The 11,781-nt window shown below is 72.1% G+C and carries 13 protein-coding genes; 3 read left to right on the top strand and 10 right to left on the bottom strand.

Features of this window, described 5'->3' with window-relative positions:
- Nucleotides 1–1,645, bottom strand: a 1,645-nt coding sequence (gene menD, locus NQ160_RS10625) for a 2-succinyl-5-enolpyruvyl-6-hydroxy-3-cyclohexene-1-carboxylic-acid synthase (RefSeq protein ID WP_257515214.1), incomplete at its 3' end; no start/stop codon positions are given.
- Entirely contained in the window at nucleotides 1,642–2,019 is a 378-nt protein-coding gene (locus NQ160_RS10620; RefSeq protein ID WP_257515213.1) for a PLD nuclease N-terminal domain-containing protein, read from the bottom strand. The genes NQ160_RS10620 and menD, both read right to left, overlap by 4 nt.
- Nucleotides 2,020–2,104: 85 nt before the next feature.
- Here NQ160_RS10620 and NQ160_RS10615 point away from each other — a divergent pair, with 85 nt between their 5' ends.
- Nucleotides 2,105–2,392 carry a DUF4229 domain-containing protein gene (locus NQ160_RS10615; protein WP_257515212.1) on the top strand — a complete coding sequence of 96 codons (288 nt, stop codon included), beginning with the start codon at nucleotides 2,105–2,107 and terminating at the stop codon, nucleotides 2,390–2,392.
- A 45-nt stretch (nucleotides 2,393–2,437) separates the two neighbouring features.
- Here the strand turns inward: NQ160_RS10615 and NQ160_RS10610 are convergent, their stop codons facing one another.
- Genes NQ160_RS10610 through NQ160_RS10580 form a run of 7 tightly spaced genes read right to left on the bottom strand, consistent with a single transcriptional unit; the run spans nucleotide 2,438 to nucleotide 8,703 of the window.
- Nucleotides 2,438–3,415 (bottom strand): 1,4-dihydroxy-2-naphthoate polyprenyltransferase, encoded by a 978-nt coding sequence (locus tag NQ160_RS10610; protein WP_257515211.1) that lies wholly within the window; start codon nucleotides 3,413–3,415, stop codon nucleotides 2,438–2,440.
- 6 nt (nucleotides 3,416–3,421) lie between these two features.
- Complete coding sequence (locus NQ160_RS10605; RefSeq protein ID WP_257515210.1) at nucleotides 3,422–4,615, bottom strand: AMP-binding protein; 1,194 nt, start codon at nucleotides 4,613–4,615, stop codon at nucleotides 3,422–3,424.
- 7 nt (nucleotides 4,616–4,622) lie between these two features.
- Nucleotides 4,623–5,522 carry a 1,4-dihydroxy-2-naphthoyl-CoA synthase gene (locus tag NQ160_RS10600; protein WP_257515209.1) on the bottom strand — a complete coding sequence of 300 codons (900 nt, stop codon included), beginning with the start codon at nucleotides 5,520–5,522 and terminating at the stop codon, nucleotides 4,623–4,625.
- Between the two features lie 41 nt (nucleotides 5,523–5,563).
- Complete coding sequence (locus NQ160_RS10595; RefSeq protein WP_257515208.1) at nucleotides 5,564–6,361, bottom strand: LLM class F420-dependent oxidoreductase; 798 nt, start codon at nucleotides 6,359–6,361, stop codon at nucleotides 5,564–5,566.
- A gap of 57 nt (nucleotides 6,362–6,418) precedes the next feature.
- The gene (locus NQ160_RS10590) at nucleotides 6,419–7,369 is read right to left on the bottom strand and encodes a hypothetical protein (protein WP_257515207.1); all 951 of its coding nucleotides are present in this window, start codon (nucleotides 7,367–7,369) and stop codon (nucleotides 6,419–6,421) included.
- A gap of 28 nt (nucleotides 7,370–7,397) precedes the next feature.
- Nucleotides 7,398–8,366 carry a permease prefix domain 1-containing protein gene (locus tag NQ160_RS10585; RefSeq protein ID WP_257515206.1) on the bottom strand — a complete coding sequence of 323 codons (969 nt, stop codon included), beginning with the start codon at nucleotides 8,364–8,366 and terminating at the stop codon, nucleotides 7,398–7,400.
- Nucleotide 8,367: 1 nt separating this feature from the next.
- A complete protein-coding gene (locus NQ160_RS10580) occupies nucleotides 8,368–8,703 on the bottom strand; it encodes a PadR family transcriptional regulator (protein WP_257515205.1) in 336 nt (111 codons plus the stop codon).
- 251 nt (nucleotides 8,704–8,954) lie between these two features.
- On the opposite strand from NQ160_RS10580, the gene NQ160_RS10575 reads away from it, so the two are divergent.
- Nucleotides 8,955–9,947: an o-succinylbenzoate synthase gene (locus NQ160_RS10575; RefSeq protein ID WP_257515204.1), complete on the top strand. Its 993-nt coding sequence runs from the start codon at nucleotides 8,955–8,957 to the stop codon at nucleotides 9,945–9,947.
- Here the strand turns inward: NQ160_RS10575 and NQ160_RS10570 are convergent.
- Complete coding sequence (locus tag NQ160_RS10570) at nucleotides 9,940–10,569, bottom strand: TetR/AcrR family transcriptional regulator (RefSeq protein ID WP_257515203.1); 630 nt, start codon at nucleotides 10,567–10,569, stop codon at nucleotides 9,940–9,942. The two genes, NQ160_RS10575 and NQ160_RS10570, sit on opposite strands and share 8 nt — an antisense overlap.
- Nucleotides 10,570–10,685: 116 nt before the next feature.
- Between NQ160_RS10570 and NQ160_RS10565 the strand changes: the two genes are divergently transcribed.
- Nucleotides 10,686–11,781 (top strand): MMPL family transporter (locus NQ160_RS10565; protein WP_257515202.1); only part of this gene is annotated, 1,096 nt, incomplete at its 3' end.

Genomic DNA, 11,781 nt, shown 5'->3' with positions numbered 1-11,781 from the left:
CCGCCACAGCCGCGACCTCGAGACCGTCGAAGATCGTGCCGCCGCCGTCGTTGCCGACGATCACCTGAATGCGCGGCTCGTGCTCGTGCGGGGGCAGCAGCAGCGCGCCCACATCGTGGAGGAAGGCGAGGTCACCCAGCAGCAGTCTCGTGACGCCGGGAGCGCCGCCGGCCTGCGAGGCCAGCGCGATGCCCGTCGCCGTGGCGACCGTGCCGTCGATGCCGGCGAGTCCCCGGTTGGCGTGGACGGTCACCTTCTTGCCCGGCAGCACGGCATCGGCCACGCGCACCAGGCGAGACGACCCGAACATCAGCCGATCGTGCGGCCACGTCGCCCGCCACACGGCGTCGACGAGGGCCTCCCGGTCCAGCGGCGCGCGAATGGCCTGCAGCTCGGCGGCGATCGCGCCGAGGCGCTGCGCCGGTTCCGCCGACGCCAGCCCGTCCGCGTCGGGCGCGGCGGGAGCGAGATCGACCGCTGCCGCTCGAGAGGCCAGCATCCACTCCCCCAGCCATTCGCGGTCCGCGTCGCCGGGAGCGACGTCGACGCCGCCGACCGCCGTCGTCGCGCCGTTGAGGTTCAGCGGCTCCCCCGGCCCGCGGACCGCGATGACCTCGACGTCGGACCGCGACAGGAGGGCGACGACCTCGCGGCTGAGCGTGGGGTGGCCGAAGACCACGGCGCGCTGCACGCGTCCACCGAGCGCCGGCTCGCGCAGCAGCGCGCGGTACCCGTGGACGAGGTTGCGACCGAACCGGGCGCCGCTGACGATCTCGGCGATGAGCGGCCACGACCCGCGGTGGGCGAGGTCCTCTGCTGCCACACCGGCATCCGCTCCGGCCACGACTACCGTGCGTGGTCCCTGGTGAAGTGTCACCGGCTCTTCGTCTCCGCCAGCGGGGAGGTCGGACAGACCGATGCCGCCACCACCCTGGTAGAGCGCGCCCGACACCTCGCCGTCATCCTCGGCGTGACGCTCGTCGGCTGCGTCGCCCCCATCCGCAGCAGCGCCGTCGCCCGCGTCCCCGGCCGGTGCAGCATCGCCCAGCAGCCAGGTGGGCAGCACGCCCCCCAGCGGCTCGCGGCAGGGCACGTTCAGGTGTACCGGACCGCTCGGAAGGCTCCCCCACCCGAGGCTCGCGGCGTACGCATCGTCGGCGACGTCCCGCAGCATGTCGGTCTGGTCCGCGTCGCCGTCGCGGTCGATCTCATCGGGCACGGGCAGGTCGTACTCGCGCCGCGCGCTCACGGCGAACATGCCGGGCTGACGGGTGGTCTGGTTGGCGCCGACCCCACGCAGCTCGGGCGGCCGGTCCGCGGTCAGCAGCAGCAGGGGCACGCCCGCATGGTGGGCCTCCAGCGCCGCCGGCAGCAGATTGGCGGCGGCGGTTCCCGACGTGCAGATGACGGCGGCGGGCACCCCCGACTCACGGGCCAGGCCCAGCGCCGTGAACCCGGCGACCCGCTCGTCTATGCGCACGTGCAGGCGAACGAGGCCGCGCGTCTCGAGCTCAGCGGCCACCAGCGCAAGGGCCTGCGACCGGGATCCCGGGCTCAGCACGAAATCGCGCACGCCGCGCTCGACGAGCCGGCCCAGCAGCGCCGAGGCGGCATCCGTCGCCGGAGCCTGCTCCGCCGTGGTCATGCGTCGGACGGGCGCGGGGGCTGGGGAGGCTGCGGCGGGTTGTTCCAGCGCGGGTCGTCGTCATCGGCGTCGAGGGCCTTGAGCTCCTCTTCGATGCGGCGGATGCGCTCGTCCGTGTCGCGGATGTCGCCGATGCGCCCGAGGAACTCGGGGTCGTCGTCCGGCGCCTTCGGGCGCGGGATGTCGGCGCGCTTGGTGCGGCCGACGGCGAACCAGAGGATGCCGCCGAGAACCGGCAGCGCGATCGTGATCAGCAGCCACATGGGCTTGCTCACGCCGCGGTGGCGGCGCGGGTCTTGCACGGCACAGTCGACGATGCTGTAGACCCAGAAGACGGCCAACAGCAGCGCAACGATGAGCAGGATACGCGCCACACTCTCATCCTAGGCGTGCTCACCTGGGCAAGCGCCGACCGTGACCGAACCGAAGCGGACACTCAGCGGACCGTAGGATGGAATCGTGAAAGCACGCTCCGCGATCGTCTACTCGGTGCTGCGTCTGCTGGCGTTCCTGGTTCCGCTGGGCGTGATGATGCTCTTCCCGATCATGCGGGAGTACTACTGGCTGTCGGCGATCTTCGCGGCCCTCATCGGGCTCAGCCTGTCGCTGCTGTTCCTGCGGGCCCCGCTGGACGAGGTCACATCCGACCTGGCCGCGCGGCGGCAGCGGCGCACGACCGAGCAGCAGGATGCCGACGCGGAGGATGCCGCAGCCGGCTCCCTCGGCGACGACGCACCGCTGCGCTGACTCCGGCCGCGCTGACTGGGGCCGCGCTGACTGGGGCCGCGCTGACTAGGCGGCGAACGCCCAGAGCAGCAGCGCCCCGTAGACCAGCGACGTCAGGGACGTCACCCCCAGCGCCACCACGAGCTCGCGCGGCGCGCGGTACGTCCAGACGATGAGGATCGCCGCGGCCGCCGGAATCAGCGCCAGCAGCGTCAGCCACGCGATGGGGAAGAACAGCGCGAGGTACGCCGAGATGCCGAACGGCACCAGCAGGAACAGCGTGAAAAGCGCCTGAGTGGCGCGCTTGCCGATCCGCACCGTCAGGGTGCGCTTGCCGGCCGCGCGATCCTGGTCGATGTCGCGCAGGTTGTTCGCCAGCAGCACCGCGCAGGCCAGCAGTCCCGCTGCCACTGCGCCGAACCACGCCTCCTGCGGCACCACGCCCACCTGCGCGTAGGCCGTGCCGGCGGTGGCCACCAGGCCGAAGAAGACGAAGACGAAGAGCTCCCCCAGTCCCGCGTATCCGTAGGGCCTCTTGCCGCCGGTGTAGAACCAGGCCGCGACGATGCAGGCGGCGCCGGCTGCCAGCATCCACCACTCCTGGGTGCGGATGACGATGGCCAGGCCCGCGAGCGCGGCGAGGGCGAAGAACGCCAGCGCGACGGTCAGCACCGTGCGCGGCCGGGCCTTGCGCGCGGCGGTGAGGCGGGCGGGGCCCACCCGGTGGTCGTCGGTGCCGCGGATGCCGTCGCTGTAGTCGTTGGCGTAGTTGACGCCGATCTGCAGCGACACCGCCACGACGAGGCAGGCCAGCGCGATCACCCAGTGCAGCTCGCGGTCGACCACGAGGGCGGCGCCGGTGCCGATCAGCACCGGGGAGACGGCCAGCGGCAGGGTGCGCAGTCGCGCGGCGCCGATCCAGTCGCCGACCGTGGCGCGGGAGGGGACGACCGGCGAGCCCGAGGCCTTGGGCTTCTGCGGGTTGCCGCGAGCCTTTCGGCCTGCTGCCGACGATGAACGCTTCTTACGCGAGGGTGCTGCCACGAGCAGTCAGTTTAGGCCGCGTCGGCCTGGTGCCTCGCCCGGGGGCGGCGCATCGTCGACGACGGCCCGGCGAATCGCCTCACGGTCGGGCTTGCCGCTCGGAAGCGTCGACAGCTCGTCCACGAGCACCAGCCGAGCCGGCCGTGCGTGCGCGCCGATCTCCGCCGCCACCGCATCGCGCGCCGAGACCAGGTGATCGGCGTCGCTGCGACGCAGCACGTCGCCGCGCGGGCAGACGATGACCGAAGCCTCGCCCCACCGCTCGTCGGGAACGCCGACGACCACGGCGCCGGCGAACCCCGGGATCCCCCGCACGATCTGTTCGACGCGGTCCAGCGACACGTTGATGCCGCCCGAGACGATCACGTTGTCCAGGCGCCCGCGCACCTGCAGCACGCCGTCGGTCAGCACGCCGGCGTCGCCGGTGCGATACCAGCGGGTGCCGTCGTCATCCACGGGGAAGGTGGCGGCGGTTCGCTCAGGGTCGTCGAGGTAGCCGTCGGCGAGCGTGGGGCCTGCCACCTGCACCTCGCCGTCGACGATGCGTAGCGCCACGCCGTCCAGAGGCACGCCGTCGTAGACGCACCCGCCGCTGGTCTCGGTGGAGCCGTAGGTGCGCACGATCCGGGCCCCGGCCGACTGGGCGCGCTCGAGCACCGCGGCGGGCAGCGCCTGACCGCCCACGAGGATGGCCTCGTACGAGCGCAGTGCCGACGCCACCACGGTGTCGTGCTCCGCGGCATCCAGCAGCTTCTGCAGCTGAGCGGGCACGAGCGACGTGAAGGTGGGCACCCGCTCGCCGTTGCGGGTGGAGGTCATCATGAGCGAGGCGGCGGCGAAGGCCTGCGGCGTGAACGCCCCCGAAAGCAGGGCGGGCTCGCGGTCCGAGACGATGGCCCGCACGAGCACCTGCAGCCCCGCGACGTACGACGCCGGCAGCGCCAGCAGCCACGCGCCCTCGCCGATGCGCTCCGCTGTGGCGAGGGCTCCCGAGGTCAGGGCGCCGCGGCTGAGCACGACGGACTTCGGGATGCCGGTGGAGCCCGAGGTGGTGACGACCACCGCGGTGCCGGCGGGCACGGCGCGCGGGGCGGGTTCGACCATGCCGAGCCCCAGCGCGGGACCTGCGCCGTGGATGGCGGCCCGCAGCGCCCGCATCACGTCGCGCGGGTCGGCGCCGTCCACCGCCTGCAGTTCCACCGTCGCCTCAGTAGTGCCAGGGATACGGCGACCAGTCGGGGTCGCGCTTCTCGAGGAACGAGTCGCGGCCCTCGACCGCCTCGTCGGTGCCGTAGGCGAGCCGTGTCGCCTCGCCCGCGAACACCTGCTGGCCGACCAAGCCATCGTCGACGGCGTTGAACGCGAACTTCAGCATGCGGATCGCCGTCGGGGACTTCGTGAGGATCGTGCGCGCCATCGCGATCGCCTCGCGCTCGAGCTCGGCGTGCGGCACCACCCGGTTCACCGCCCCCATCTCGTACGCGCGGTCGGCGGAGTACTCCTCGGCGAGGAAGAAGACCTCGCGCGCGATCTTCTGTCCCACCTGGCGTGCCATGTACGCCGAGCCGTAGCCGGCGTCGAACGAGCCCACGTCGGCATCGGTCTGCTTGAACCGCCCGTGCTCGCGGGACGCGATCGACAGGTCGCACACGACGTGCAGCGAGTGGCCACCGCCGGCAGCCCACCCCGGGATCACGGCGATGACGACCTTCGGCATGAAGCGGATGAGTCGCTGCACCTCCAGGATGTGCAGGCGCCCGGAGCGCGCCGGGTCGGGGACCTGCGCCTGGTCGCCCTCGTACTTGTAGCCGTCGCGACCCCGGATGCGCTGGTCGCCGCCGGAGCAGAACGCCCAGCCGCCGTCCTTGGCGCTGGGGCCGTTGCCGGTGAGCAGCACCACGCCGATGCGCGAGTCCTGCCGCGCGATGTCGAGCGCCCGGTAGAGTTCGTCGACCGTGTGCGGGCGGAAGGCGTTGCGCACCTCGGGCCGATCGAACGCGATGCGCGCGATGCGGCCGTCTGTGGAGACGTGCGCGGTGATGTCGGTGTAGGCATCGGCGCCGGGCGCGAGCACCCACTCGGCAGGGTCGAAGAGGTCGGAAACCATGGCTCCAGCCTATTCCCGGGCGCCGTGGGGTGCCGCGAGCGTCAGGCGTTCTTGCCGTCGCGCCAGCGCAGCCACCGCTCGACGAGCGCGTAGTCCCAGTCCGGCCCTTGGAAGCCGAGCGTGTACAGGCGCACACCGCTGTCGTAGAGGGCGTCGGCGACGTCCGCGTCGCGGTCCTTGAGCTCGTTCGAGATGATCAGCCCATCCGTCGGGCGCTGTTCGACCTCGGCCCACTTCTCGATCACCGAGAGCTTGTGGGGCAGGTTGTCGGGTCCCACGAAGCTGTGCCAGATGTCGGCGTGACGGGCGACCAGGCGCAGCGTCTTCTGCTCGCCCTGGCCTCCGATCATCACCGGGATGCGCCGGGTCGGCGCCGGGTTGAGCTTCTCCCACCGCTTCTCGATGCGCGCGAGCCCCTGCTCGAGGTCGCGCAGGCGCGAGCCCGGAGTGCCGAACTCGTAGCCGTACTCGTCGTAGTCCCGCTCGAACCAACCGGCGCCGGTGCCGAAGATGAACCGGCCCGTCCCGCCCTTGGCCGAGATGTGGTCGATCGTGCGGGCCATGTCGGCCTGCAGGTCGGGGTTGCGGTAGCTGTTGCAGTTGACCAGCGCCCCGAACTCGACGCGCTCCGTCTGCTCGGCCCAGGCGGCCAGCATCGTCCACCCCTCGAAGTGCAGTCCGTCCGGGTCACCCGAGAGCGGGAAGAAGTGGTCCCAGTTGAACAGGATGTCCACCCCCATCTCCTCCAGCCGCATCACAGCCTCGCGGAAGGCGGGGTACAGGGCGTGCTGGGGCTGCAGCTGGATGCCGAGACGTACCGGCGTGTCGAGAAGAGGCATGCGGCTCAGCCTAGAGCGGGTGGGATGCCGCGAGGGTCGGCATCCACCCGATCGATCTCAGCGCGCGCGGCGCGCACGCCGCAGGGCGGCGACGATGCTTGTCCCCGCGATCGTGATCGCACCGGCGACGACGCACACCGTGACGACCGTGCGCGCGTCTGCGTCGATGTCGATGTACGCCACGAACGCGGGATCGAACAGGTCACCGGTGAGCGCGAGCACCACGACCGGCACCGTCCACGCGAGCGCGAGCAGGGCGCTGGCGATCGCACTGCCCATCCCCCACCGCCGGGCGATCCGCGCTCGCAGCGTCACGAAGGCGCCGGCGAGGACCAGCAGCACTCCGACGACGAGGTTCCACGGCCAGAGCGCCGGATCGAGCACGGACAGGCGCCCGGCGCCGTCGATGTCCCACGGGACGGCGAGGAAGACGATCCCGGCGATCGCGAAGCCCACCGCGATGATCCACGCGATCCACTCGCCGCGGCCGACGGGCAGCGCCTGGTCGACATCGCCGCCCGGCAGCTGCTCGACGTTCCACGGCTCCGCCTGCTCCCCCGCGCGTTCGAGAGCGGCGTAGACGAGCGTCATGCCCGTGAAGATGCCTGCGCCGACGGCGAGGGTCACGCCGATCGTCGGTCCCACGATCCCCCAGAACGCCCGGTCCTCGAGGGCCATCGCCAGGGCGACGGCGAATGCGACGGGCGGCAGCGCGCTCCACAGCACGATCCGCAGCACGCGCCGCCATGTCGGGTACCAGCGAGGGCCGAGGAGGTGCAGCGGCCGGTCGGCGTAGTCGGCGGCGAGGACGGCCGGGTCGCCGAGGTCCGTGAGCACCGCGATCTCGGCGGCGGCGGCATCCTCCCCCTGCTCGATGCGACCGTCGATCTGGTCGCGGATCGACGCGCGCAGCTCGGCGGCGTGGTCGGCACGCTCGCGCACCGGCAGGGGGCGCGTGGCGGCCGCGATGTAGCGGCTGGTGTAGTCGCCGGCGGTGAGCGGTTCCATGTCCGTGCCTTTCTTCCGGCGTCCGGTGTCAGCGGACGCGCCGGGCCTTGAGGTAGCCGTCGAGCGTGTCCCAGGCTGCGGCCGCGACAGCGCCGAAGCCGATCAGCGTCACCACGACGGTCTCCACCGTCTCGGCCGAGTCTGCGGGGATGAGACCGCGGAACAGCCCCGGATTCAGCAGCTCCTGGCGTGTCAGCAGCCACAGCAGCGGCACCACGAACAGCACATTGAGGGCGGCGTTCACGGTCGCCGTCGCCAGCGTCCAGCGACCCCGCAGATAGACGGTGACGGCGAGCGCCGCTTCCAGCGCGATGAGGACGAGGAGTCCGAGGATCCACCCCGGCCAGAGCGCCGGCGACAGAGCCGGTAGCCAGCCGCCGGCCTCGACCAGGTAGGCAAGCCCGAACAGCTGGTCCCAGATGACGGCGCCGGCGGCGAGGGCGAGGAAGACGAGGGAGGCCACGAGGTCGCTGAGTCCGGCGCCGCGCTCCTTCTTCTCCGGGAGGCGGTCGAGGGTCCACGCGGAGACGACGCCGGCATCCTTGTCTCCGGTGGAGCGCTCGATGATGAAGAACACCAGCGCCGTCCAGAAGCCGATGTTGACGATGACCGAGATCACCGCGGGGACGACCGCGCCGATGACGGTGCCGATGCCCTCCCCCGCCAGCACCTGGCCGAGGGCGACGGCGAACGCGACGCAGGCCGGCACGATCGCCCACAGCAGCTTCGTCAGGCGCCACCAGGTGAGGTAGTAGCGCGGTCCGATGAGCCAGAGGGGACGGTCGATGTATCCCGCGGCGAGCGCGTCGGGGTCGCCGAGCTCCGTGAGCACGGTGCGCTCGGCGGCATCCTGAGGGTCGCCCGCGGCGACGCGCGCATCGATCTGGTCCTCGATCGACGCACGCAGCTCGGCGCCGAGGTCGGGGCGCTGCTTCTCCGGGACCGAGCGCATGGCGGTCTCGACGTAGCGGTCGGTGAGGGTGGCGGTGGTGGGCATCTCAGTTCTCCTCGGGGAGGCCGGCGATCGCGTCGGCGATCGCGGTGAAGTCGTCGGTGAGGGCACGGGCCAGGCGCTGCCCGGCCTCGCTCGTGCGGTAGAACTTGCGGGGCCGGGCCTCGTCGGTGTTCCACTCGCTCGTGAGGTGTCCCTGCTTCTCCAGGCGGCGCAGCAGGGGGTACAGGGTGTTGGCGTCGGTGTCGAAGCCGCGCCGGCTGAGCTCCTCGAGCAGCCCGTAGCCGTAGCCGGGCTGCTGCAGCAGCCGCAGGCACGCCAGCACCGTCGTGCCGCGCCGCAACTCCTGCAGGTGGGTGTCGAGGGCTTCGGTCTCGCTCATGGATCACACTGTACTGTGCGACGCACACTATCGTCAATGGCACATTGATGGCCTGCACCGTGGCGCGGCCGTGCAGCGGGGCGCGGCTGCGCTCACTCCTCAAAAACGCGCGCGGCGGCGGCAATACGGCCCCCGCGGGCACCCGGCACCCGGTTCTTGAGGAGTTCGGACCGGCCATCGGACGCACCGGCGCCGGGTATGCACGGCGCGGGACCCGCGCGGCCCGCGCGCCGGCGGGCCAGGATGGGGGTGTGCCATCGATCCCTCCGCTCGACGAACTGATCCGCGACGCCCTCGTCGTGTCCCTCCCCCTCTCCACCCGGTTCCGCGGCGTGGACACGCGCGAGGCGATGCTGCTGCGCGGCCCTGCCGGCTGGACGGAGTTCTCCCCCTTCCTCGAGTACGACGATGCGGAGGCCTCCGCCTGGCTGGCGGGCGCGATCGACTTCGGCTGGAACGAGGCGCCGCAGCCGCTGCGCGACCGCGTGCTCGTCAACGCCACCGTTCCCGCCGTCGCAGCCGACCGCGTCGGCGACGTGCTCGCTCGCTTCGACGGATGCCGCACGGCCAAGGTGAAGGTGGCCGAGCGCGGCCAGGTGCTCGCCGACGACGTCGCCCGCGTCCGCGCCGTGCGCGCAGCGATGGGGCCCGAGGGACGCGTGCGCATCGACGCCAACGGCGCCTGGAACGTCGACGAAGCCGAACACGCCCTGCACGCCCTCGCCGAGTTCGACCTCGAGTACGTCGAGCAGCCGTGCGCGAGCATCCCGGAGATGGCCGAGCTGCGAGCCCGCATCCGGTACATGGACATCCCGGTGGCCGCGGACGAGAGCGTCCGCAAAGCCGCCGACCCACTGGCGGTCGCCCGCGCGGGCGCCGCGGACATCCTCGTCGTCAAGGCCCAGCCGCTGGGCGGCGTCCACCGCGCGCTGCAGCTCGTCGCCGAGGCAGGGCTCCCCGCCGTCGTCTCCAGTGCCCTCGACACCTCGATCGGCCTGTCGATGGGGGTCGCTCTGGCGGCCGCTCTGCCGACATTGGACTTCGACTGCGGCCTCGGCACCTCAGCGCTGTTCGTCGACGATGTCGCCGCCCCGGCGCTCGCGCCCCAGGGCGGGGCGCTTGCGGTCGGCCGCATCCAGCCGGATGCCGCAGCACTCGCCGCCCGCGCGGCGTCGGCAGACCGCCGGGCGTGGTGGCTCGACCGGATCGCGCGCTGCTACGCCGTGCTGGATTCGGTCAGCTGACCGGCGGGTCCACGAGCGCTGCGGCCAGTCGCTCGGCGCGGGCGTTGAGCAGCTCGCCGGCGCGCTCCTCGTTCAGGCCCTGCAGCGCGGCGCGCACGGAGGTGTCGTCGGCGATCGCGACGAACAGACGCGCCACCTCGTCGGCGGGCAGCCGCAGACGGAAGCCGTAGGCGTCGACCAGCCGCGAGACGATCTGCGAGATGCGGGCGATCATGCCGTCCTGCCAGGCGAGGTACGCCTGCGCCATCTGGGGATCCCGCAGCGCCTGCGCGCGGATCTCGCTGCCGAGCGCGGGATCGATGCCGGGACCCACCGACAGCCCGACCAGGCGGCGCAGTAGATCGGCCGGGTCGGTCGAGACACTGTCGGCGTCGAGGCCGCGCACGCGCGTCTCGGCCTCCTCGATCTTCACCTCGGCGACCCGCGCGATGAGGGCGAGGAACAGCTCGCCCTTGGAGGCGAAGTTCGAGTAGAAGGCGCCCCGGGTGAAGCCGGCGCGCTCGCACACCTTCTCGACGGAGGCCCCATCGAGCCCGACCTCCGCGAACACCTCCAGCGCGGCGTCCAGCAGGCGGCCGCGGGTGTTCTCTCGACTGCGCGTGAGCGGGCGCGGATCCGCCATCGCGCCACCTCCTTCACATGAATCACCCAGCCCGGCGGGGCCGGCGCGAATTACGATACACCTACGTATCCGATACATTTCTGTATCCACCCCAAGACTGTCGATCGAAGGACGCCGTGTCCACTCTCCTGTTCTCCCTGGGCCGCTGGTCGTACCGTCACCCCTGGCGCGTTCTCGTCGCCTGGGTGCTGCTGCTGAGCCTCGCGGGAGGCGGCGCCCTGGCCTTCATGAAGGGCACCGACAACGCCTTTTCGATCCCGGGCACCGAAGCCCAGGAAGGCATCCAGCTGCTGGAGCGCACTTTTCCGCAGGCGAGCGGCACGAGCGCCCAGATCGTCATCGTCGCCGATGACGGCGACGTCGTGACCGAGGAGCCCTACACCGCGGCCATCGCCGACACCGTCGCCGCATTCACCGACCTCGACGGCGTGCTGGCCGTCACAGACCCGTTCGACGACATGGTCTCGGGGCTCGTCTCGGACGATGAACGCGCCGCGATCGTGCGCCTGCAGTTCGACGGGCAGGCCATCGACGTCAGCGAGGAGACGACACAGGCCCTCCGCAACATCTCCGCAGACGTGCGCGACGAACTCCCCGCCGGGGCCCAGGTCGCCCTCGGCGGGGACCTGTTCGGCACGTCCATTCCGACGCTGTCGATCATCGAGGCGGTCGGCGTGCTCCTCGCGCTGTTCGTCCTCATCGTGACGTTCCGCTCCCTCGCCGTGGCCTGGTTCCCGCTGGTGAGCGCCCTCATCGGGGTGGGACTGGCGATCGCCCTCATCTACACGGCGACGGCCTTCACCCTGATCTCGTCGACGGCCCCCATGCTGGCGATCATGCTCGGGCTCGCGGTCGGCATCGACTACGCCCTCTTCATCGTCGCGCGCCACCAGGACCAGGTGCGTGCCGGGGTGGAGCCCGAGGAGTCCGCCGCCCGCGCCACCGGCACCGCCGGCTCCGCCGTGGTCTTCGCCGGCATGACGGTGCTGATCGCACTCGTCGGGCTCTCGTTCGCCGGCATCCCGTTCCTCACCGTCATGGGCATCGCCGCCGCGGCCGCCGTCGCCATCGCGGTGGCGGTCGCCGTCACGCTCACCCCCGCCCTCCTCGGGTTCTCCAAGGGCCGCGTGGTCGGGTGGCCACGCCGCGCACGCCGCACGTCGAAGTCCGACGAGACGGATGCCGCGGCGCCGGCACCCCGCCGGGCTCGCC

The sequence above is a fragment of the Microbacterium sp. zg.Y909 genome, assembly GCF_024626565.1.
The sequence above is the reverse complement of the archived record's forward strand: the minus strand, read 5'-3'. Positions and strand labels throughout refer to the sequence as shown.